This window comes from Corynebacterium sp. CTNIH16 (assembly GCF_032821655.1).
GTDB classification, from domain to species: domain Bacteria; phylum Actinomycetota; class Actinomycetes; order Mycobacteriales; family Mycobacteriaceae; genus Corynebacterium; species Corynebacterium marquesiae.
Genome location: NZ_JAVBIG010000001.1, coordinates 17,867 through 39,394, shown reverse-complemented (window position 1 = coordinate 39,394; position 21,528 = coordinate 17,867). Strand labels below are relative to the sequence as shown.

The following is a 21,528-nucleotide window of genomic DNA, read 5'->3' as shown; positions in this document are numbered from 1 at the left end:
AAAATCATGTCCGATATTGAGCGCACCGAGTTCAATCTCCCTGAGGGCGTCGACGCGGCACACGCCACCCCGCGCAATAGCGATGTGGATGCCACCGCGCACTCCGAGGAGCATGATATTGAACGCTCCTTGCGTCCAAAGTCGCTCGAGGAGTTTATCGGCCAACCCAAGGTACGCGAGCAGCTCTCCCTTGTGCTTAAGGGGGCAAGGAACCGTGGGGTCACGCCCGACCACGTTTTGCTTTCGGGGCCGCCCGGTTTGGGCAAGACCACAATGGCGATGATTATTTCCCAAGAGCTGGGCACCTCGCTGCGTATGACTTCCGGGCCCGCTTTGGAGCGCGCCGGTGATTTGGCCGCAATGCTTTCCAACCTTATGGAAGGCGATGTCCTGTTCATCGATGAGATCCACCGCATTGCCCGGCCAGCAGAAGAAATGCTGTACATGGCAATGGAGGACTTCCGCATTGACGTCATCGTGGGCAAGGGGCCTGGTGCTACTTCTATTCCGCTAGAGATCCCGCCTTTTACCTTGGTCGGTGCGACTACGCGCGCCGGCATGCTCACGGGCCCATTGCGCGACCGCTTCGGTTTCACCGCGCAGATGGAGTACTACGACACGGCTGATCTCACCCAGGTGATCAAGCGCGCCGCCCACATTTTGAACGTGGAAATTGACCACGATGCGGCGGTAGAAATTGGCTCTCGGTCGCGCGGAACCCCGCGTATTGCTAACCGTTTGCTGCGCCGCGTTCGTGACTATGCCGAGGTCAATGGCACCGGCCGGATTGATCTCAGCGCGGCCCAGGGAGCGCTCGAAGTCTTTGACGTAGATGACATGGGACTTGACCGCCTCGACCGAGCGGTGCTCAATGCCTTGATTAAGGGGCACGGCGGCGGACCGGTTGGCGTGAGCACACTGGCCATCGCAGTGGGCGAGGAGCCCTCGACGGTAGAGGAGGTGTGTGAGCCTTACCTGGTGCGTGCCGGGATGGTTGCGCGCACGGGACGCGGCCGTGTAGCTACCGCTGCAGCATGGCGACACCTAGGGCTTACCCCGCCGGAGGGCGCGGCCGGGCTGTTTTAATTTAAGGGCTAGCCTGCTTGGCGATGGCCCCCTTGGGGTTTCTGTGCGCACCGCCGTCTGGCACACTAGGGTGCTATGGAAATCATCATTCTCATCATTATTGGCATCCTCTTCGTTGTTCCCTCGTTTATGGCCATGCGAAAGCAGCGCCAGCGTCAAAATGAGATGCAGGCCCTCCAGAATTCCCTGCAGCCGGGCGACGCCATCGTTACGGCGGGCGGCGTGCACGGCGTGGTGCGCAGTACTGGCGACAAGGATGTGGATCTAGAAATCGCCCCTGGTGTGGTGGTTACTTTTGACAAGATGGCCGTCATTCGCACGGAGGAGGAAGCCAATAGCCTTGAGCGCCCTGCTGCTGGGGACGCCAAGAATGATGCGGCAGATGACCTGCCAGATGAGGAATATCCTCCGTTTGACGGCCAGGAGAAGAAATAGCCCGCTATTTCCTAAGAGTTGCCTTAACGTTTGCTAGGTGGGTGGGGCCTTCGGGGAGCGTAGACCCCATCACACTTTGAGTCTTTTCTGGACCTCGTTAAGGAAAATTCCGCTTGATGACGTACGATTGTGCGTTGTTAACGTGCCTGCGCCATGTGGCTGGGCCGTATTTAATGTTTAAACACCCTGTTATAAGCAGCACAGGAGATTATCGTTGTCCGCAAAAACCCGTGGCGCTATGAAAAATAGCAAACGCCAATGGCCGAAGCGCGCGATCGCGCTCTTCGTTCTCATTGTGGTTGTTATCTACGCGCTTATCTTTTTAACTGGTAACCGTCAAAGCACCCCGAAGCTCGGCATCGACTTGCAGGGTGGCACTCGCGTAACGTTGGCGCCGCAAGGCGAGGAACCCACCCAAGACCAACTCAAGCAAGCACGCAACATTTTGGAACAGCGTGTCAACGGCATGGGTGTTTCTGGTTCTGAGGTTGTCATCAACGGCAACACCTTGGTCATTACCGTTCCGGGAGAAGATGCCTCCCAAGCGCAGGCCGTCGGCCAAACCTCGCAGCTGTTCTTCCGTCCGGTGGCTAAGCCATCCATGCCGGATATGGAAAAGCTCAATAAGGAGCTGGAAGATATGGCCAACCGCTGGGTGAAGTACGACGTACTCAGCGCAGACGAGGCCAACAAGCAGATGGAGCAGATGACCCAGGCCATCGCCCAGCAAGAAGCGCAGATGACTGGTAAGGAGCCGAAGAAACAGAAAGCTCCCAAGGTCAGCGCCAAGCCGCTTGAGGAGCCAAGCAACTCTATTGAGCAGACTAAGCGTCGCGATGAAGTAACGGAAATCCTGCTGAAGGACCGTCAGTCCGAGGATCCGACCACCCAGGCTGCAGCTTCCGCGCTGATGACCTGCCAGGGCAGTACCGATCCCCTTGCCGGAGCCGACGATCCTGCTAAACCGTTTGTTACCTGTGACTACTCCAACGGCAACCCGTACGTACTGGAGCCAGCACCGCTTCTCAATGGCATCAAGGACGAAAACGGTACCCGCCTCACCGGTAACGAAATCGATACCAATTCTCCGATCGAAGGCGGTCTCAACGGCCAGTCTGGCCAGATGGAGATCAACTTCTCCTTCAAGACCGGTGATGGTCCGAACGGTTCTCAGACTTGGGCAGACCTGACGCAGGAACACCTTAAGGACCAGGTTGCCATCACGCTTGACTCTGCGGTTATTTCCGCACCGGTTATCCAGAGTGCAACCCCGGTAGGCTCTGCCACCTCCATTACTGGTGACTTTAGCCAGGAAGAGGCACAGAGTCTGGCAAATAACCTGAAGTATGGCGCACTGCCGTTGTCCTTCGCAGGTGAAAATGGCGAACCAGGCGGCACCGTGGAGTCCATTCCGCCCACACTGGGCAAGGCCGCACTGCAGGCCGGCCTCATTGCAGGCCTCGTTGGCCTAGTACTAGTGATGGCGTACTCGCTGTACTACTTCCGCGCGCTTGCCGGCGTATCCCTCATCTTCCTCATTGCCTCTGGCCTCCTGACCTATGGCTCCCTGGTTCTGCTGGGCCGCTGGATCGGTTACTCGCTGGACCTTTCCGGCATCGCGGGTCTAGTCATTGGTGTGGGCGCAACTGCTGACTCCTTCGTGGTCTACTACGAGCGCATCAAGGATGAGCTCCTCGAGGGACGCACGTTCCGCTCCGCTACGCAAAAGGCGTGGGAGCGCGCTCGTGCCACCATTGTGACCGGTAACGCGGTGACCTTGATTGGCTCCGTTGTGGTCTACTTCCTCGCCATCGGCGAGGTGAAGGGCTTCGCCTTTACCTTGGGCCTTACCACGGTATTCGACCTGGTCGTATCCTTCCTGGTCATGGCGCCGCTGATGCAGATGGTCGGCCGCCGTCCGGCTGCTGCTAAACCTTCGATGAACGGCCTCGGTGGTATCTACGCACTGGTGGAAGAGCGCCGTGAGCGCGGCTACTTCGGCTCGGGACGTCGTCAAGCACACGCTGCTGAGTCCGCGAGCGCGAAGGAGTCAGCCACCAAAGCAACGGCAGGAGATTCTGCCGCAAGTACCGCACGTCCCGTAGATGCTGCGGAAGATGAGGAGAAATAAGCATGGCTGTTTCGACTAAGCATAAGATTTCCCGGATGGACCGCCTCTACGAGGACGAGCGCGGTTATGACTTCATCGGCCGCACCAAGCTGTGGTACGGCATCACTGCAGCACTTATCGTGGCCGCAGTGGCCGCGATCCTCATTCGTGGTTTCTCGCTCTCTATTGACTTCGAAGGCGGCACCACTTTGTCGATGCCGGCAGGCGACCTCAAGGAAGATGAGGTAAGCCAGGTCTTCGAAGACTCCACCGGTGTAGAACCCGAGCAGGTTCACATCGTGGGCGCTGGCGATTCCGAGACCTTGGAAATCGTTTCTGAGCGCTTGAGCCAAGAGGACGTGGATGCGGCCCGCGCGGCTATCTATGACAACTTCCAACCGAAGGATGAAAACGGCAAGGCCACCCCGGACGCCATTGGCTCGTCCACGGTATCCGAATCCTGGGGTTCTTCTATTACCCAGCGCATGCTCATTGCCATGCTGGTCTTCCTGGTGGCTGCGACCGTCTACGTGGCCATTCGCTTGCAGAAGAACATGGCTTTCGCCGCCATCATCGCACTGATTGCAGACGGCGTGATCATCGCCGGCATTTATGCCCTCTTTGGCTTCGAAGTTTCCCCGGCTGTCATCATTGGTCTGCTCACCGTCCTGACCTTCTCTATGTATGACTCGGTCATCGTCTTTGACAAGATCAACGAAAATACGGAAGGCCTCGAGGGCCAACGCAAGAAGACCTATGCTGAACTGACAAACTTGGCTATTAACCAGACCGTTATGCGCTCGATTTCTACCTCGGTTATTTCTGCGCTGCCTATCATCGCGCTCTTCGTGGTAGCTGTGTGGCTCATGGGTATCGGTACCCTCCGCGATTTGGCGCTCATCCAGCTCATCGGTGTGGTCGAGGGTATTTTCTCCTCCATCTTCTTCGCTACGCCTTTGGTTGTGACCTTCGCCAACATGTCCAAGAGGATCAAGCGTCACAACAAGCGGGTCACGGACTACCGTGCCGGCAAGGACGAGAATGCCGCGGCAGAATCTGGCGCAGCATCCCCCGCCCGCACCGTGGTCTCACCAACGAGCGCAACCGCCACTCCGGCTGAGATCGATGATGATCCGGCCGAGTCCACTGGACAACCCGGCGCAACCTGGCGCCCGGGCCGGTAACCTCCGGTAGTAAAATATTCGCGGAGTGGTAGCTGAAGTGAGGGCAAAATACGGTGCTTAAGTTAAAGAGCGGTTCTAGTGAACGTCACTGGGGAAGGAAAGTAATTACCTCGTGCGTTTCGGCCATAGCCCTAGCTGCTTCTGCCTGTAGCGGGCAGGGCAGTGAGGAGGACACAGCTAGCGTGCCGCAGGAGCCAGAATCCTACGGATACTTTGGCTACCAGGTAAATTCCCGCTTGGCCACGACCAATGCCGGCACGTCTTTTGGTGATGCCACCTCCGCCGGTCTGTTGTCTACGCGGCTTTATCCAGGACTTTTCGTGCCCGGGCCCTCCGGCGAGCTGATCCCCAATGCGGATCTAGTGGAGACGGAAGAGCTTCCGCCTGTAGCCGGCAGTGACCAGCGCAGCATTCAGCTCACTTTGGAGGAGGATGCCGTCTTTTCCGATGGCACTCCCGTTACCTGTGATGACTACTTTTTGGCGTATGTGGCCGGTACTCATCCAGCTGAATTTGCCTCACATATGCCGTTGATGAATGACATCGCGGATTTTAGCTGTGAGCCCCAAGGTAAAAGGTTCACCTTGACTTTTAACAAGGATCAGGGGCAGCGCTGGCGCCACATGTTTGGCGCCGGCACGATCATGCCGGCCCATGCCCTAGCCAAAAAGTCCGGGTTGAGCGTTAAGGAACTCAACGCGGCGCTGACAGTAGAAGACATGCAGGCGCTTGCGCCGGTTGCTAAGGAATGGCGCTATGGCTTCTCCGTGGCCAAGGATCAACTAGATCCCGAGCTGCAGGTCTCCTTCGGCCCCTATGTCATTGACAAGGTAGGCGACGAAGGGGAGATCATTCTCAAAGCAAACGAAAAGTACTTCGGAGACGCCCCCGCCGAGGAACATGTTGTGGTCTGGCCTTCGGATGCTGATGCACAAAAGCTCGCAGATAAAGGCGCGTTGCGCGTAGTGGATGCCGCAAGTGAAAACCCTGACTGGCTGGACAGCACGAAGGATGAGTCAGGGGAGTCCCCTTACGAGGTCACTCCAATGGTTGGCGAGCTTACGGACACGCTCACGCTATCTGAAGCTGGAATATTCGCGGAGCCGTGGGCACGCGAGAGCTTTGCCGCTTGCGTCGACCAGCAGGCTGTTGCGCAAGCAAGCTCAGCGGCCTCTGGCGTGGAGGTGCCACCGGCCTACCTGCGTACTGTTTCCGCTACCAACCCAGTCGCCGGCGGTCTAGACAAGGTGGGTAAGCAACACCAAGACACCGATTTAGCCAAGGCCGGCGACCTCAACGGTACGACCATCAAGGTCGGCTATTTGGGGCCAGACAAACGCTACGCCGCCATGGTGGAACAACTTCGTGCATCCTGTGAGCCGGCTGGTATCACCATTGAGGACGCGTCTGCGGAGTTCATGTCCCAGCACTACTTGGAAATGGATCCGGAAACCTGGACGCCTACCGTCGATGCCTTCCTCGGACCGGTCGATCCCCAGACGGAATATTCCACGGTGGAGTCCAGCATGAAGAACTCTGCGGAGCTGAAGAAAACAGAAGAGGCTCTGTGGAAGGATGTGGCATCCATTCCGCTCTCCGCGCAGCCGCGCGTCTTTCTCGTCCGCCGCGACGTGGAAGGTGTCCTGCCGTACACTGGCGTCTCGGGTATCGGTTGGAATATGGACCGCTGGCACAGCACCGTCCCAACGGACAAGGAATAGGCCCCGAATATCGGGCGTTTACGACCTCTCGCAATTATTTCTCAAGGAAGATTATGAGTTCGCACTACGAATCAGCAGCACAGGCACTCAAGGACAAGGTTCGCCTCGTTCAAGACTTCCCAGAGGAGGGCATCCTCTTTGAGGACCTCACCCCAGTCTTGGCGGACCCAGAGGCATTTCGCACCGTAGTGGACGGCTTGGCGGCCGCCTGCGAGGAATTGGGCGCAGATATGATTGGCGGCCTAGACGCCCGTGGATTCCTCCTCGGCTCGGCCGTCGCCTACAAGATGGGACTGGGTATCCTGGCCATCCGCAAGAAGGGCAAGCTTCCCCCTCCGGTATATACCGAGGAATATGAGCTGGAGTATGGCTCTGCGGCGCTGGAGATTCCAGCCAGCGGCGTTGACATCAAGGGCAAGCGCGTAGTGCTTGTCGACGACGTCTTGGCCACCGGTGGCACCCTCCACGGTGCCAAGCTTTTGCTTGAGTCCGCAGGTGCCGAAGTCGCTGGCAATGTGGTGGTGTTGGAAGTCAAGGGTCTCAACGGGCGTGAGCGCTTATCCGGACCGCCGCTCATTGTGTTGAATGCCACAGACTAAGATGGGATGCCTAAGCTAGATTCCACGATCTAGATGGACATGAGGCCACAAGGCCTGTGGCACTGTGAAGGGCGGTAGATTTGGCCATGGACAAACCCGTAAAGCGCCAGTCCGGCGGCGGAATGCGCAGCATGTCGGCTCGCCTCGCTCGTTCGCTTACCGGCGGCCGAGTGAAGGTAAATCCGGTGCTGGACCCGTTGATGTCCATTCACCGCAAGTTTCATCCCAAGGCCGATGCTGATTTGCTTAATCGCGCCTATGACACTGCGGAGCGGCTTCATGAGGGTGTCTTTCGCAAATCCGGAGAACCGTATATTACCCACCCGCTCGCCGTGGCGACGATCGCGGCGGAGATCGGTATGGACACCACCACCATCGTTGCAGCGCTGCTACACGACACCGTGGAGGATACGGACTATTCGCTAGAGGACCTCACCCGAGAGTTCGGTCCGGAGGTGGCTCGCTTGGTCGATGGCGTGACCAAGCTGGACAAGGTGGCACTGGGGTCGGCCGCAGAGGCCGAGACCATTCGTAAGATGATTGTCGCCATGGCCACCGACCCCCGAGTCCTGGTCATTAAGGTCAGCGACCGCCTGCACAATATGCGCACAATGCGGTTCCTCCCGCCCGAAAAACAGGCTAAGAAGGCGCGGCAAACCCTCGAGGTTATCGCGCCGCTAGCTCACCGCCTCGGCATGGCCAGCGTGAAGTGGGAGCTGGAAGATCTGTCCTTTGCCATCTTGTATCCGAAGAAATATGACGAGATCGTGCGCATGGTGGCAGATCGCGCCCCCTCGCGCGATCGCGCGCTGAAAGAGATCATTAGCCAGGTCAGTGGGGCGCTGAAGGAAAATGGCATTGAAGCCGAAGTTATGGGCCGCCCAAAGCACTACTGGTCCATCTATCAAAAGATGATCGTACGCGGCCGCGACTTTGCAGAGATTTTTGATCTAGTGGGCATCCGCATCCTAGTCGAAGACGTCAATAGCTGTTATGCCGCAATTGGCGTGGTTCACTCGATCTACCAAGCTCTGCCCGGGCGCTTTAAGGACTATATTTCTTCGCCGCGATTTGGCGTCTACCAGTCGCTGCACACCACCGTGCTGGGCAATGGTGGCGCGACGCTAGAGGTCCAGGTACGCACCCACGAGATGCACTACAACGCCGAATTCGGCGTGGCCGCTCACTGGCGCTACAAAGAAACCAAGGGCAAGAACTCGGGCCACCAGGAAGAAGTGGACCAGATGGCTTGGATGCGCCAACTTCTGGACTGGCAGAAGGAAGCCGCCGATCCCAACGAGTTCCTCGACTCGCTGCGCTACGACCTGACCGCCAAGCAAATCTTCGCCTTTACCCCGAAAGGCGATGTGGTGAACTTGCCTGCCGGTTCAACTCCGGTGGACTTTGCCTACGCAGTACATACTGAGGTGGGGCACAGGTGTATCGGCGCCAAAGTCAATGGCAAGCTCGTCGCGCTTGAATCGAAGCTAAAGTCCGGCGACAAGGTGGAAATCTTTACCTCCAAGGATCCCAATGCTGGTCCGTCCCGCGATTGGCAGGATTTCCTCGTGTCCGCTCGCGCCAAGACCAAGGTGCGGCAGTGGTTTGCCAAGGAACGCCGTGAAGAACACTTGGAAGCCGGCCGCGATGCCCTGGCGACCGAAGTCCAGCGCGGCGGCCTGCCTATGCACCGCCTGTTTACCGCCAGCTCCATGAAGCAGGTAGCCGAGCAGCTGCACTACGCTGACGTCGATTCGCTGTATACCGCCATCGGCGCGGGCCACGTTTCTGCTCAACACGTGGCCAACCAATTGGTTGCCATGTTCGGCGACCAAGACGATGCCATTGACACCCTGGCCTCGCGCACGCCACTGTCTGAGATTGAGCACTCCCGCGCCCAACACACTGAAGACTCGGCATCGGGCACTGGCATCTTGGTGGAAGGCAGCCCCGATGTGATGGCAAAGCTTGCCAAGTGTTGCCAGCCCGTGCCGGGCGATGCCATTTTCGGTTTCGTTACACGCGGCGGGGGAGTCTCCGTGCACCGAGCCGACTGCACTAATGCGGAAAAGCTCAAGGCAGAACCAGAGCGCATGCTAGAGGTGGCCTGGTCTTCTGGGACCTCCGCAACGGGCGCTTTCTCGGCGACGCTGCAATTGGAAGCCCTCGACCGTCAGGGCCTCCTTTCGGAGCTCACTCGGGTAATGAGCGATGAGAACATCAACGTTTTGACCATGAACTCTAATCGTGGCGATGACCATATCGCGACGGTAAGGTTCACATTCTCCGTCTCGGATACCAAGCAATTGGGAACCTTGATGACCACACTGCGCAATACCGAAGGCGTCTTTGACGTTTACCGAGTAACCGCCTAAGGCGCTGTGCCCCCACCCTCAAGGAGGGGCGGGGCAAGCAACGCGAAGGCATCGGGGAGGTTACCTGTGTGTGAATTCTTGACTGCTGCAAGGTAAAACTCCAGCAAGCAAGCTTAATTTCTCCTGCCAAGTAGTTAGCAAAGCGATATAAATTATCCTGTCGCTTTCTACTATCTAGGAGTACTTCAATGCAGTTCCGTCGCATCGGCCAGCTCGTGGCCGCCACTACTGTTTCCGCTGTTGCTCTCTCCGGCGCGCAGGCGGTAGCACAGGAAACTAAGACCACCATCTCCGTCACCAATATCACCGATATTCACGGTCACTTGGAAGACAAGATTGGTGACCCAGCCAAGGCCGGCGATGAGATCGGCGTAGCTCGTCTGCAGACCCTCATTAAACAGGTAAATGAGGGGCAGGAATTCAACCTGACCTCCTCGGGCGATAATGTGGGTGGCTCCGCCTTCGTCTCTGCAATTTCTGATGACAAGTACACCCTTGAGGCTCTCAATCAGATGGGCATGAAGGTGTCAGCAGTGGGCAACCACGAGTTCGATAAGGGCACCGAGGATCTCACCGAGCGCATTCAGCCGAGCTCCACGTACCCCATCCTGGGTGCAAACGTGCTTAAGGATGGCCAACCCTTGCTCAAGCCTTCTCACGTTGAAGAGGTGGACGGCGTCAAGGTGGGCTATGTCGGAACCGTGACGGAAAATACCAAGTACAAGGTATCCGCGGCGAAGATCCCGGGCGTTACCTTCACGGACCCAGTAAAGGCAACGAATGAAGAGGCCACCCGGCTAAAGGAATCCGGCGAAGCAGACGTTGTTGTCGCCCTTTTCCACGAGGATGCCCAAGAATATGCCGAGGGCTTCAATAAAGACGTAGACGTGCTCTTCGGCGGCGATACTCACCAGCGTACCAAGGGCGAAGTCCCGCGCGAAGGCGCACTCCCATTGCAATGGGCGCAGGGTCATGAGTATGGCAAGCTGCTTAATGACGTCGACATTACCTTTGACAAGTCCGCCAAGAAGGTAACCGACATCAAACTCAGCCAGTACGATGCTACGGCTGCTGCCGCTGTTGAGCCGGACGCCGAGATTGCGGCCGTCGTTGAGAAGGCACAGAAGGAAGCCGAGGTTGAAGGTTCTAAGACTGCCGGCAATGTGAAGCAAGACCTGTTCCGTGGCTCTGACGAAGGCGCAGAGGCAGGCTCCAACCGTGGCGTAGAATCCACCCTCAATAACTTCATCGCAGAAGGCCAACGCTATGCCATGAGCAAGCAGGTAGGCAAGGATATCGAGATCGGTGTGATGAACGCCGGTGGTGTGCGGGCCGACTTGAAGGGTGGTGACGTTACCTACAAGGACATCTTTGAGGTGCAGCCGTTTGGCAACTCCGTGATTACCGCCAAGATTTCCGGCGAGGAGTTCATCAATGCTTTGGACAACCAGTGGCAGGAAGGCAGCCGTCCACGCCTGGCCATGGGCCTTTCTAATAATGTTCAGGTTGTCTACGACCAGAAGGCCGACCAGGGCGAGCGCGTAAAGTCCGTGACCATCAACGGCGAGCCAATTGATCCGAAGAAGGATTACTCCATTGCCCTGTCTTCCTTCCTTGCTTCCAGTGATGAAGAAGCAGGCGGTGACGGTTACTTCAACGCTGGTTCCATCAAGGACAAGAACGATGTGGGCTACATGGACACTCAGGCTATGATCGATTACATCAAGTCGGGTGAATCGGAGGTTCGCACCGGCCAGGGCCAGATCGGTGCACACATTGAGGGGGACGTGAAGCCGGGTGAAGAAATCACCGTCAATCTATCTAGCCTTAATTACTCCACCGAGGGCGAACCGATGGCCAAGAAGGCAACCGTGAAGTTGGGCGACGCTGAGGAGACCGTCGACATCGACAATGCTGCGCAAGAAGGCGATGCGCAATTTGGTGAGCGCGGTCGCGCAACGGTAAAGCTCACCGTTCCAGAGAACCTGAGCGGTACCCAGAACCTAGAAATCACCACCGACGCTGGAACTAAGGCAACTTTGCCACTCGAGGTAAGCGGCGAGGGCTCCGAAGAGCTGGGAGCTAAGCCTGAGCCGAAGGGCTCTTCCTTGTCCTCCAACGGCTCTTCCGTGGGCGGCGCAGTACTTGCCATCGTTGCAGCGCTGGTAGCTGGCGTTGCGGTAGTGGGCATGAACCCGCAGATTCTTCCTGCCCCAGCTCGCAAGATGATTGAGGACCTGCGCAAGCAGTTCCACATCTAGGACACCACAACGCAAGGCGGAGCGGCTCTTCCTGAACGGGGGAGTGACGCTCCGCCTTTTCTGTATGTCTCGCGGCTGCCGGGTAACCTAAGCAGTCGTGGATACTCTAGAACTCTTCCTCCGCGAGATTACTTATCAGCTGGGTATTGAATGGCACCGTATTCCCGTTGTCGTGCTGGCGACTTTGGGTATCTACCTATCCTTCATGGTTTTGGTGAAGGTATTTGGCTCTCGCGTACTTACGTCCATGACGGCCTCAGATGCCATCATCATCATTATGTTTGGCGCGGTTGCAGGCCGTGTCATTGTGGGTAATCCACCGACCCTGGCCGCCGGCGTCATCGGCTTGACTACCCTGATGGCTCTAGAGGCCGCGTTTGGTACTATCCGCAAAGTGGTGAAGTGGACTCGCTTTCTTGACCGGCGCCCAATTCTCCTAGTCTTTCGCGGGAAGATGGTTGAGGATAACTTAACCCTGGCACATATTACTAAGTCAGATATTTATTCTGCTGCCCGCAAGGCAGGCATTAGCCGCATGCAGGACGTCCAGATTATGATCCTTGAGCCCACGGGTCACATCTCTGTCATCAGGGTCGGTCAAATAATCGACCCAGAGCTTTTCAAGGACCTCGTAGGGGCCGAGTACATTGAGGACGCCAAAGAGTCCTAGATGCATCTCTAGACCTGGAAAAACAGGCGTCGCGCAATACTTCCGATTGCTCAAAAGCCTATGAAAAAGCCGCCGCACTCCCTATTGGAATGCAGCGGCTTAAGAATCGCTATGAAGCGGTGACCTTACTTGGTGCCGAAAGGCAGGTCGAGGTACTTGTCTGCGAAGGCGAAAAGGGTGCCCAGAGCGCCGATGACGGCGGTGAATACACCAATCCAAGCCTTGATTTCATCTGGATCCAAGTCCTTGATGGAAGAGCCTTCCTTTGGCTCCTCAGACGGCTTGGTGGTCTTGGTCGGGGTGCTTGCCGGCTTAGTCTCTACGGACTTGGTAGCAGTGGTTGTCTCAGCAGCGGTAGCTACAGTGGTGCCAGCAAAGGTCATGGACAGAGCGGTTGCGCCAGCAACAAGTGCCTTGCGGGAGAAAAGCTTCATTTTTTGATTCCTAACAAGCTTGGTGTGTTCAAAGACGTTTCAAATACTAGACAGGCTGACAGGCTTCCGCAACAGTATTCGCAGGTTTTTGTTCATTGGCTGAACTAGCTGAACGGCCGCTGTGTGCTGCGTGTTTACTACTGTGATTCTTGTGATCTCGAGGAATTTTAGTGTTCTCCTGTTTCTGCAGCTTAACCCTCATAATCGGGCTCAGTATAATTTAAGGAAAGGATAAGCCCCGGCGCATTCATCTACGGAATGTGTGGTGAATGGCCGGGGCTTTGTGCCCGCCCCCGTTAGAGGGTGTGGTGCGGTGGGGTAAAGAGGGGGCGTCGTCAAGCAGGGCTTTTCCGCCGCTTAAGCTTTGACGGTTGCCTTCTTAATCTTGACTTCCTTTGCCGGCTTGCCATCTGGTTGGCCGCCTTCGACGCCGTTCTTGGCAATCTTGTCCATCGTCTTCATGCCCTTGTCGGTGATGGTGGCGAAGTAGGTGTAGCTCGGGGCCAGCTCAGAATCGTCGTAGTTGAGGAAGAACTGGGAACCATTGGTGTCCGGGCCGCTGTTAGCCATGGCGACAGAGCCGCGCGGGTAGACAACAGGGTTCTGTGCGTCCTTCTCGTCCACCTCGTCGGTGGGGTACTCATCGGTGAAGCTGAAGCCAGGACCGCCGGAACCGGAACCGGTTGGGTCGCCGCATTGCAGCACGTTGAGCCCGCCTGAGGTCATACGGTGGCAGACGGTGTCATCGTAGTAGCCGGACTTAGCCAGCTCAGAAATAGCGTTGGTGGTACACGGCGCCTTGGCGCGGTCCATTTCCATCTCAATGGTGCCCTGGTTGGTTTCAAAGGAAACGGTGACGGTTCCATTGGTGGAAATATCCTTGCCGTTCGGCTTCTTCGCACCGTTGGACTCTTGACCGTTGTCCTCATACTTACAGGTCACAGTATCCGGCAGAGCCTTAGCGCGCTTGTCAGCGATGGGCTGCGCCTGTGGGGTTTCCTGCGAGGTCTCAGCTGCGGAAGACTCCTCAGCCTGTACATTTTCATCGTCGCCTTCGCGGGTGGAGAAGAAGTAGATGCCGCCGACGAGGGCGAGAATTACTACGAGGGAGGCGGCAACAACGCCCAATGGGCGTGCCTTTTGCTTGCGTTCGCGGGATTTCAGCTCGCGCTCGAGTTTGCTCAGCGCCTCTTCGCCGCGCTTTTGATTATTCGGCACCGGGAGTCAACCTTTCTAGCGATTATCGGTGGCATGATTCAACCTGACCGATTCTAGCGGTTGGATACTCTCGTGAGGGCGTCGGCATGAAAATAGGGCAAGTTAATAGCTTTTAAGCCCAATCATAAGTACTCTGGTTTCTATGGTTGAATCAGATTTCACCGATCCGCCAACGCCCACCGTTGGTGAACTTCCCGCAGTGGGAGACCCGCTGCCCGAATTTGAACTTATCGGTACCGACCTGCGTCAGATTACCAATGAGACTTTTGCGGGCACGCGCCTTATTATTTCCATCTTGCCCTCTATCGAAACCCCTGCCTGTCAGGATCAGCTGCGCCGTTTTCATGAGCAGGTTTCGCAGCTAGATAACACTAAGCTTCTTTCCGTTTCTCTCGATTTGCCCTTTACCCTCAAGCGCTTTTGCGCAGCTGACGGCATTGATGATGTCATCGCCGCCTCCGCATTTCGCTCTGACTTTGGTGAGAAGTTCGGCGTGACTGTGCGCGATTCCGTCCTGGAAGGCCTGCTTGCCCGCTCCGTGGTGGTGGCTGATGAAAACCACAAGGTGATCCACACCCAAATGGTTCCAGGCGTTGTAACCCAGCTTGATTACGACAAGGTTTGGGATATTTTGCGCTAAGCCTTCAGGCGGTTGCCGGCCTCTACTCATCCAGAAGATGGGGGAGACCGGCTCTTTTTTATGTGGGCAGCTAGGGTAGTGGGTATGGAAACTTACGGTTTTACTGGTGGTCCGTTTCAGACGAATACCTATGTAATTGCGGAAGGCCGCCGCGCCTTCATAGTGGATCCCGGCATGGATGCAGCGGGAAAAGTCCTTGAGCATGACTTGGACTATGAGGCCATCGTGCTCACCCACGGCCACATTGACCACACCCGGGATGCCGGCACCTTGGCGGCTGAGCTCGACATCCCTGTCTATATTCATCCCGCTGACAAGTTTATGCTCGACAGCGGCGAAGGAGTATCACCCCAGGCCCAAGAGCTTTTCGACGCTGCCCATATGACCCCCATCTCCGACCTCCGCGAGCTCCATGACGGCGAAACCCTGGAGCTTATCGGTCATACCTTTGAGCTCAAACACGCGCCTGGGCACTCGCCGGGATGCGTGATGATTGTCTCCGAGGACTTTGCCCTCACCGGTGACGTGCTCTTTGCCGGCGCCATTGGGCGCACCGACTTACCTCACTCGGACCCTAATGCCATGCAAAAATCTCTTGCCAGCCCGGTGTGGAGTTTGGCAGACAACCTAGACATTCTGCCCGGCCACGGTCCCACCACCACCATGCGCAAGGAGAGGGCGACCAATCCCTTCTTCGGAACATTGAGGGAGGTACTGTAATACCCGTGAGTAATAAGAAGCAGTTCCAAGCCCTGTCCGCCCCCAAAGGTGTCCCAGACTATTTCCCGCCACAGTCGGCCGCATTTTATAAGGTGCGCCAGACCATGGTGGAACAGGCACATCTCTCCGGCTTCCAGCACATCGAGCTGCCGATTTTCGAAGACACCGCGCTCTTTGCCCGTGGCGTGGGCGAGTCCACCGATGTGGTGTCTAAGGAAATGTACACCTTTGCTGATCGCGGCGACCGCTCCGTTACTTTGCGCCCAGAGGGTACCGCCGGCGTAATGCGCTCGGTCATCGAGCACAATCTGGACCGCGGCCAGCTGCCCGTGAAGCTCAACTATTTTGGTCCGTTCTTCCGCTATGAGCGTCCCCAGGCTGGCCGCTACCGCCAGCTACAGCAAGTCGGTGTAGAAGCTATTGGCGTGGACGATCCCGCGCTAGACGCCGAGGTCATCGCTTTGGCGGATCGCTCCTTCCGCGCGCTGGGGCTTAACGGCTTCCGCCTTGAGCTCACCAGCTTGGGCGATCGCAACTGCCGCCCGGCTTACCGCGAGAAGCTGCAGGAATTCCTCTTTAAGCTCAACTTGGATGAAGAGACCCGCCACCGTGCAGAGATCAATCCTTTGCGCGTACTGGATGACAAGCGCCCTGAGGTCCAGGAGCAGCTTGCTGACGCCCCCTTGATGCTCGACCACCTCAATGACGAATGCCGTGCGCACTTTGAAACCGTTACCGGCATGCTGGACGATATGGGCGTAGCCTACGAGATTAATCCACGCATGGTCCGCGGCTTGGACTACTACACCAAGACCTGCTTCGAGTTCGTCCATGACGGACTTGGTGCTCAGTCCGGCATCGGCGGCGGTGGCCGCTACGACGGGCTGATGGCCCAGCTAGGTGGCCAAGACCTGTCTGGTATCGGCTACGGTCTGGGTGTCGACCGCGCCCTGCTGGCGCTGGAGGCTGAGGGCATCACCCTGGATGGCGTGGAGTCCCGCGTGGACGTCTTTGGCGTTGCACTGGGTGCTGCCGCCAAGCGCACCATGACCACTTTGATCAATGACCTCCGCAAGGCCGGAATCTCTGCGGATATGTCCTTTGGAGACCGCGGCCTGAAGGGCGCGATGAAGGGCGCCGATCGCGCCGGTGCACGCTTCGCGCTGGTCTTGGGTGAGCAGGAGCTAGAAAATGGCACGGTTGCGCTCAAGGACCTTGCCGCCCATGAGCAGCACGACGTAAAGGTTTCTGACCTAGTATCCGTACTTGCTCGGGAAATGAACGTCGAGGCATAGATTTCTTTGGTCGGTGGGCATCGCGCTTAGGCGCGGTGCCCACTTTTTATGCCCGCCAGAAAGAGGTCAATTATCTTTTCCTGAATATCCGGCTGGTAGGCCTCAATATCAACCTCGCGGGGTCGTGCCAAGCTTAACAGTCCCACAATGAATTCGAGGTGGGTGACGCCGGGGCCAATCTCGCCTTGCTCTTGGCCTAGCTCAATAAACCGTCGGCCGTTGCGCTCTAGGAGGTCGCGCTGGGCGGTTAATTCAGGGCTAAGAGAGTCCAAATCCTGAGGGACGAACGCAGGAATGAGTGTGTTTAGTCCCATGGTCAGGATATGGTTGGCGTAGGTCCGGACGTAGTCTTCTCCAGAATGCGTGGAGTTTTCAAAGTCCGCGATGAGGCGCTGTTGAAACTTGGCAAAGGCATCACCCATATATTCCGCGCACGCGCGGATAAGGCTCGCGCGGTTGGGGAAGTTGCGATAGACCGTTGCCACACTTACGCCAGCCTGTGTAGCCACTTTTTCCAAAGCGACATCATCGCCGTGGGTACGAAAGAGCTGGCAGGCCGCAGCGATAATGGCGGTGCGGCGGTGAAGGGCATCTGCGCGCATGGAGTCCTTTTAGCACTCCACCTGCGAAACGCTAAAGCCCATGGTCTTGGCCAATCCGCCCAGGGAGGTCTCCTTGTACTTAGAGAGCATATCGCGGCCGGTTTCAGCCATGGTTTGTACTGCATTATCTAAGGTCACGTGGTGAGTGCCTTCGCCCATTTTGGCCATACGCGCGGCGTTGATGGACTTTACCGCGCCGATGGCATTGCGTTCGATGCACGGAATCTGCACCAATCCGCCGACTGGGTCGCAGGTAAGTCCCAAATTATGCTCCAAAGCAATCTCCGCGGCGTTTTCCACTTGCGCTGGGGCTGCCTCCAGTAGCTCAGCCATGCCTGCGGCGGCCATAGCAGAGGCGGAACCCACCTCGCCTTGGCAGCCAACCTCGGCTCCGGAGATGGACGCATTTTCCTTGATAATCATGCCAATGGCACCGGCGGTCAAGAGGTACCGACGGGCAGTGGAACGGGTGAAGTCTGCGCGGAAATCGCGCGCATAATGCAGTACCGCTGGAATGATGCCGCACGCGCCGTTGGTAGGTGCAGTAATGACGCGGCCACCGGCAGCGTTTTGCTCATTAACCGCCAAGGCGTACAGGTTAACCCACTCCATGGCGGAGAAACCGCAGCTGGTATCGTCTTGGTTTTCTAGCAACTGGGCATACATCTTCGGGGCACGGCGTGCCACACGCAGGCCACCTGGAAGAAGGCCCTTGGTGGAAATACCCTCAGTCACACATTCACGCATGATGTCCCAGACCAAATCAAGGTGGCGCAGAACGTATTCCGCTCCGCCTTCATCGCGGTGCAAGGCCTCCTCGTTGGCGAGGACGAGCTCCCAAATTGCTTTGTCATGAGCCTCGCAGAGGTTGAGCAATTCTTCGCCCGTGGTGAACTTATAGGGAATGGAGTCTTCTACATGGGCGGCGGCTACGCCGGCAGGAACCTCATTGCTTTCGGCGACTTCCGCATCGAGCTCGGTGCGGGAGAGAATAAAGCCGCCGCCGACAGAGAAGTACTCTTCCTTCTCTGCGAGGAGGTTGCCGCTGTCATCCCAGGCGCTAAAAATCATGCCATTCGGGTGCTGGGGCAGCGGTTCGTTATCAAAGACGATTTCATAGTCCACCGTGCCCCGGGGACCAGAAATGGTTCCCTCGCTAGGGATAAAGCCGCCCGCGTGAGGTTCGGCGTCGATAGGCACGCTCAGCGGATCCCAGCCGGCGAGCCCAAGGATGACGGCGCGATCGGAAGCGTGGCCACGGCCAGTGGCGGAAAGCGAGCCGCGCAATTCCGTATAGACCTTAGCTGGGTGCTTCTCTAAGGAATCGAGGAATTGCTTAGCTGCGCGCATGGGTCCAACGGTGTGCGAAGAGGAAGGGCCAATGCCGATGGAGAAGATGTCCGTGACGCTAATTGTCATAGTTAAGCTGTGCCGAACCTTTCTGAAGGGATAGCTATCGGGTGCTTGCTGTGCCGCTATTGCGGTCGAAGCTGGACCCAAAGGGTAGAGGCAGATTTTATGTGACCAGAGTAGCGAAAGTCACACCTTCTATCAATCGCCGTCTATGCGTAGCACTGCTAGCGTTGTGGCTTATTTGCCGTACCCATTCAGGAGCTTGTCAAGGGGGATGAAGTTCTCCTTTGCTAGCCGGACGGTGGAGCGGCCTCCCAGCCCGGTGAGATCGCCGGCAATTCCGGGCACTCTGTCCTGCGGGGCAACTATCTGGTCAGCCAGCTGGATGGCAGAGCGCTCAATGCGGGCAGCAATGCGCTCTCCTTCCGGAGTTCCTAGATCTTCTGTGGCCTGAAACACGCCCGTCGGCACGACGTTTGCGTGGAGCTGATTAAATAGCGGGCGCAGCGCGTAGTCCAAAATGAGGGCATGGCGTGAAGAACCAGCCGTAGCTGCGATGATGGTGGGTAGGTTGTCGAGGGCATGGGGCTCCAAGGTGTCAAAGAACATCTTGAAAAGGCCCGAATAGCTGCCTTGGAACACAGGGGTGACGGTGATCAGGCCATCGGCATCGGCAACTTGCTGCTTGGCTCGAGCCAAAAGGGGCGTTTGCGCAGTCTGATCGGTCATGGCGGTAGCTAATTCGAAAGCGAGATCGCGAACCTCAATGACATCGATTTGGGCTCCTTCACCGCGCGCAGAGATTTTGGCGCGCGTGGCTTCTGCGAGCATGTCTGCCAACCTGCGAGAAGAAGACGGCTGCGAAAGGCCAGCTGAGATAACGAGTAGGGAGCGCATAACTAGTTCTCCTTTCCTGGGCTGACCTGAAGGTGCGAAGGATTAGGCACAGAGAGCAAGCTTGCGTGCGTCGGTGGGTCAGAAGGTACGTGGCTCGGACGGCGCTGCTCAAAGCGGCGTCGCAGCTCGGGGACTACTTGTGTACCCAGGATTTCTATCTGCTGGAGAACTACTTCTTGGGGCAGTCCGGCGTGATCGATGAGGAATAGCTGGCGTTGGTAGTCACCGGCCCAGTCAGCGAAGCTGAGGGTCTTTTCAATTACCTGTTCCACGGTGCCAACGGTCAATGGAGTCTGCGCCGTGTAGTCCTCAAGGCTTGGTCCGTGGCCATAGACTGGGGCGTTGTCGAAGTAGGGGCGGAAGAAGTCTTTAGCTTCTTGTTCGGTTTCGCCAATGAAGACTTGGCCGCCAAGTCCGACGATTGCTTGGTCCGCTTGACCATGGCCATAGTTTGCAAAGCGACGGCGGTAGAGATCCACCAACTGAGCGGTGTGCTCCTTATTCCAGAAGATATTGTTGTGGAAGAAGCCATCGCCGTAGTATGCCGCTTGTTCAGCGATTTGCGGTGAACGAATAGAGCCGTGCCAGACAAACGGCGGAATTCCATCCAGCGGTGCCGGAGTAGCGGTAAACCCCTCTAGTCCCGCGCGGAACTTTCCTTGCCAGTTAACAACCGGCTCACGCCAGAGCCTGCGCAGCAGGTGATAGTTCTCAATAGCCAAAGGAATGCCCTGCTGGATGTCTTTGCCAAACCAGGGATAGACTGGGCCGGTATTTCCGCGGCCGAGCATGAGGTCTACGCGGCCGTTAGCAAGGTGCTGCAGAAAGGCGTAGTCCTCCGCGATCTTTACCGGGTCATTGGTAGTAATCAGCGTGGTGGCAGTAGATAGATGCAAGCGCTCCGTCTGCGCGGCGATATAAGCCAGGTGCGTTGTAGGAGAGGACGGTACGAAGGGTGGGTTGTGGTGCTCACCGGTGGCAAAGACGTCAAGGCCAACCTCTTCGGCTTTGAGTGCAATTTCCGTTAGATTGCGGATGCGCTCAGCCTCAGTGGGTGTCTTTCCTGAGATGGGGTCAGTAGTGAGATCCCCGATAGTGAAGATGCCGAATTGCATGGTTGCCTTTCTATGCGGTGCACAGGAGTGAAGATAGACGCAGTGCCGGCTGCAAGAGAAGCCGGCTGCGGGAGAATTATTCCCATTCTAGGGCATCAAAAAGAGCTGGTAGATCGGCCGGTGCAACGAGGCGCAGGGGTCTCTCATTGACTTTGCCGTGTTCTGTGATGACCGCTGCGCAAGGGCGGTGCCCTTGACTATCGGTTTCTGAAAGAGCATCCACCGTCTCTTGCACGCTTACTGCGCGGGCAAGAAAGATAGCGCGATCACTGGGTTCTTTGTATTCCACAATGTCTGCGATGTCCGTGGCATCGAGCATGTGATTATCGCTGAGGTCTCTTGCTACCCATCGCGCAATAGTGTTGGTGGTTAACAAAGCGGTGAAGCGACCTTCATCGTAGATAGGGATTTGGGAGAAGTCCTTATCCTTTATGACGTTAAATGCCTCCATGATTGATGTGGCAGACGTCAAGGTGAATACCTTTTGTGGCTGCAAGACGCGGAGGGTGTCGGGCGGGAAACCACTATGTCTCGGAGAGCGGAAATCTGCTTAACCACGGCCTCGTTCGGTTCTGCAATGGGCTCTGATTTGTAGTAGCGACCGTGGGCAATGGCATTGCGTAGGTTAGAAAAATCTTTGAGCGCTTCGGCTTGCTTACTGGAAAGCACGTGCTTGTCTCGTGCCTTGTCTACGATCCACCAGAAAGAATCTGAGTTCTCAGCGTTGAGAGCTGAGCGCAAGTGTTGTTCTATGTCGTTGAATGCAGCCAGGAATGCAGTAGCTCGGTGCGCGGTCATATGGGCCAGTGTAGA

20 protein-coding genes are annotated in these 21,528 nt (G+C 57.0%); 12 read left to right on the top strand and 8 right to left on the bottom strand.

Features of this window, described 5'->3' with window-relative positions; all coding sequences use genetic code 11:
* The first annotated feature begins 6 nt into the window (after nucleotides 1-6).
* The 9 genes from ruvB (at nucleotide 7) to RAE04_RS00135 (ending at nucleotide 12,441) form a co-directional block, all read left to right on the top strand.
* Entirely contained in the window at nucleotides 7-1,086 is a 1,080-nt protein-coding gene (gene ruvB / locus RAE04_RS00175; RefSeq protein ID WP_317026026.1) for a Holliday junction branch migration DNA helicase RuvB, read from the top strand.
* 75 nt (nucleotides 1,087-1,161) lie between these two features.
* Nucleotides 1,162-1,521, top strand: a complete 360-nt coding sequence (gene yajC, locus RAE04_RS00170) for a preprotein translocase subunit YajC (protein WP_299137607.1) — start codon at nucleotides 1,162-1,164, stop codon at nucleotides 1,519-1,521.
* Between the two features lie 238 nt (nucleotides 1,522-1,759).
* Nucleotides 1,760-3,652 carry a protein translocase subunit SecD gene (gene secD / locus RAE04_RS00165; RefSeq protein WP_317026025.1) on the top strand — a complete coding sequence of 631 codons (1,893 nt, stop codon included), beginning with the start codon at nucleotides 1,760-1,762 and terminating at the stop codon, nucleotides 3,650-3,652.
* 2 nt (nucleotides 3,653-3,654) lie between these two features.
* Nucleotides 3,655-4,815 carry a protein translocase subunit SecF gene (gene secF / locus RAE04_RS00160; protein WP_317026024.1) on the top strand — a complete coding sequence of 387 codons (1,161 nt, stop codon included), beginning with the start codon at nucleotides 3,655-3,657 and terminating at the stop codon, nucleotides 4,813-4,815.
* A 182-nt stretch (nucleotides 4,816-4,997) separates the two neighbouring features.
* Entirely contained in the window at nucleotides 4,998-6,536 is a 1,539-nt protein-coding gene (locus tag RAE04_RS00155) for an ABC transporter substrate-binding protein (protein WP_317026023.1), read from the top strand.
* Between the two features lie 53 nt (nucleotides 6,537-6,589).
* On the top strand, nucleotides 6,590-7,135 hold the full coding sequence (locus RAE04_RS00150) for an adenine phosphoribosyltransferase (protein ID WP_005324978.1): 546 nt from the start codon (nucleotides 6,590-6,592) through the stop codon (nucleotides 7,133-7,135).
* An 86-nt stretch (nucleotides 7,136-7,221) separates the two neighbouring features.
* Nucleotides 7,222-9,510, top strand: coding sequence for a bifunctional (p)ppGpp synthetase/guanosine-3',5'-bis(diphosphate) 3'-pyrophosphohydrolase (locus RAE04_RS00145; RefSeq protein ID WP_317026022.1), 2,289 nt, complete (start codon nucleotides 7,222-7,224; stop codon nucleotides 9,508-9,510).
* A 188-nt stretch (nucleotides 9,511-9,698) separates the two neighbouring features.
* Nucleotides 9,699-11,771, top strand: a complete 2,073-nt coding sequence (locus RAE04_RS00140) for a bifunctional UDP-sugar hydrolase/5'-nucleotidase (protein WP_317026021.1) — start codon at nucleotides 9,699-9,701, stop codon at nucleotides 11,769-11,771.
* A gap of 97 nt (nucleotides 11,772-11,868) precedes the next feature.
* Entirely contained in the window at nucleotides 11,869-12,441 is a 573-nt protein-coding gene (locus RAE04_RS00135) for a DUF421 domain-containing protein (protein WP_284787019.1), read from the top strand.
* A 125-nt stretch (nucleotides 12,442-12,566) separates the two neighbouring features.
* On the opposite strand, the gene RAE04_RS00130 is transcribed toward RAE04_RS00135, so the two are convergent.
* Both RAE04_RS00130 and RAE04_RS00125 read right to left on the bottom strand, forming a co-directional pair.
* Nucleotides 12,567-12,875, bottom strand: a complete 309-nt coding sequence (locus tag RAE04_RS00130; protein ID WP_284787021.1) for a hypothetical protein — start codon at nucleotides 12,873-12,875, stop codon at nucleotides 12,567-12,569.
* 357 nt (nucleotides 12,876-13,232) lie between these two features.
* Entirely contained in the window at nucleotides 13,233-14,093 is an 861-nt protein-coding gene (locus tag RAE04_RS00125) for a peptidylprolyl isomerase (protein WP_317026020.1), read from the bottom strand.
* Between the two features lie 142 nt (nucleotides 14,094-14,235).
* Here RAE04_RS00125 and tpx point away from each other — a divergent pair, with 142 nt between their 5' ends.
* From tpx to hisS, 3 genes are all read left to right on the top strand, one after another.
* Nucleotides 14,236-14,733, top strand: a complete 498-nt coding sequence (gene tpx, locus RAE04_RS00120; RefSeq protein ID WP_317026019.1) for a thiol peroxidase — start codon at nucleotides 14,236-14,238, stop codon at nucleotides 14,731-14,733.
* Between the two features lie 84 nt (nucleotides 14,734-14,817).
* Nucleotides 14,818-15,453, top strand: coding sequence for an MBL fold metallo-hydrolase (locus RAE04_RS00115; RefSeq protein WP_317026018.1), 636 nt, complete (start codon nucleotides 14,818-14,820; stop codon nucleotides 15,451-15,453).
* Between the two features lie 5 nt (nucleotides 15,454-15,458).
* On the top strand, nucleotides 15,459-16,748 hold the full coding sequence (gene hisS, locus RAE04_RS00110; protein WP_317026017.1) for a histidine--tRNA ligase: 1,290 nt from the start codon (nucleotides 15,459-15,461) through the stop codon (nucleotides 16,746-16,748).
* A gap of 26 nt (nucleotides 16,749-16,774) precedes the next feature.
* Here hisS and RAE04_RS00105 read toward each other — a convergent pair whose 3' ends face one another.
* The 6 genes from RAE04_RS00105 to RAE04_RS00080 form a co-directional block, all read right to left on the bottom strand.
* Nucleotides 16,775-17,350: a TetR/AcrR family transcriptional regulator gene (locus RAE04_RS00105; protein WP_317026016.1), complete on the bottom strand. Its 576-nt coding sequence runs from the start codon at nucleotides 17,348-17,350 to the stop codon at nucleotides 16,775-16,777.
* A gap of 9 nt (nucleotides 17,351-17,359) precedes the next feature.
* The gene (locus RAE04_RS00100; protein ID WP_317026015.1) at nucleotides 17,360-18,769 is read right to left on the bottom strand and encodes an L-serine ammonia-lyase; all 1,410 of its coding nucleotides are present in this window, start codon (nucleotides 18,767-18,769) and stop codon (nucleotides 17,360-17,362) included.
* A gap of 171 nt (nucleotides 18,770-18,940) precedes the next feature.
* Nucleotides 18,941-19,600: an FMN reductase gene (locus tag RAE04_RS00095; RefSeq protein ID WP_317026014.1), complete on the bottom strand. Its 660-nt coding sequence runs from the start codon at nucleotides 19,598-19,600 to the stop codon at nucleotides 18,941-18,943.
* 2 nt (nucleotides 19,601-19,602) lie between these two features.
* On the bottom strand, nucleotides 19,603-20,715 hold the full coding sequence (locus tag RAE04_RS00090) for an LLM class flavin-dependent oxidoreductase (protein WP_317026013.1): 1,113 nt from the start codon (nucleotides 20,713-20,715) through the stop codon (nucleotides 19,603-19,605).
* A 76-nt stretch (nucleotides 20,716-20,791) separates the two neighbouring features.
* Nucleotides 20,792-21,187 (bottom strand): hypothetical protein, encoded by a 396-nt coding sequence (locus RAE04_RS00085; protein ID WP_317026012.1) that lies wholly within the window; start codon nucleotides 21,185-21,187, stop codon nucleotides 20,792-20,794.
* Nucleotides 21,184-21,513, bottom strand: coding sequence for a HepT-like ribonuclease domain-containing protein (locus RAE04_RS00080; RefSeq protein WP_317026011.1), 330 nt, complete (start codon nucleotides 21,511-21,513; stop codon nucleotides 21,184-21,186). The genes RAE04_RS00085 and RAE04_RS00080 overlap by 4 nt, the downstream gene beginning before the upstream one ends.
* Between the last annotated feature and the right edge of the window lie 15 nt (nucleotides 21,514-21,528).

Excerpts from the sequence above, each read along its gene's own strand:
- ruvB (WP_317026026.1), top strand. The coding sequence starts at position 7 with ATGTCCGATATTGAGCGCACCGAGTTCAATCTCCCTGAGGGCGTCGAC.
- yajC (WP_299137607.1), top strand. The coding sequence starts at position 1,162 with ATGGAAATCATCATTCTCATCATTATTGGCATCCTCTTCGTTGTTCCC.
- secD (WP_317026025.1), top strand. The coding sequence starts at position 1,760 with ATGAAAAATAGCAAACGCCAATGGCCGAAGCGCGCGATCGCGCTCTTC.
- secF (WP_317026024.1), top strand. The coding sequence starts at position 3,655 with ATGGCTGTTTCGACTAAGCATAAGATTTCCCGGATGGACCGCCTCTAC.
- RAE04_RS00150 (WP_005324978.1), top strand. The coding sequence starts at position 6,590 with ATGAGTTCGCACTACGAATCAGCAGCACAGGCACTCAAGGACAAGGTT.
- RAE04_RS00145 (WP_317026022.1), top strand. The coding sequence starts at position 7,222 with ATGGACAAACCCGTAAAGCGCCAGTCCGGCGGCGGAATGCGCAGCATG.
- RAE04_RS00140 (WP_317026021.1), top strand. The coding sequence starts at position 9,699 with ATGCAGTTCCGTCGCATCGGCCAGCTCGTGGCCGCCACTACTGTTTCC.
- RAE04_RS00130 (WP_284787021.1), bottom strand. The coding sequence starts at position 12,875 with ATGAAGCTTTTCTCCCGCAAGGCACTTGTTGCTGGCGCAACCGCTCTG.
- tpx (WP_317026019.1), top strand. The coding sequence starts at position 14,236 with ATGGTTGAATCAGATTTCACCGATCCGCCAACGCCCACCGTTGGTGAA.
- RAE04_RS00115 (WP_317026018.1), top strand. The coding sequence starts at position 14,818 with ATGGAAACTTACGGTTTTACTGGTGGTCCGTTTCAGACGAATACCTAT.
- RAE04_RS00105 (WP_317026016.1), bottom strand. The coding sequence starts at position 17,350 with ATGCGCGCAGATGCCCTTCACCGCCGCACCGCCATTATCGCTGCGGCC.
- RAE04_RS00100 (WP_317026015.1), bottom strand. The coding sequence starts at position 18,769 with ATGACAATTAGCGTCACGGACATCTTCTCCATCGGCATTGGCCCTTCC.
- RAE04_RS00095 (WP_317026014.1), bottom strand. The coding sequence starts at position 19,600 with ATGCGCTCCCTACTCGTTATCTCAGCTGGCCTTTCGCAGCCGTCTTCT.
- RAE04_RS00090 (WP_317026013.1), bottom strand. The coding sequence starts at position 20,715 with ATGCAATTCGGCATCTTCACTATCGGGGATCTCACTACTGACCCCATC.
- RAE04_RS00080 (WP_317026011.1), bottom strand. The coding sequence starts at position 21,513 with ATGACCGCGCACCGAGCTACTGCATTCCTGGCTGCATTCAACGACATA.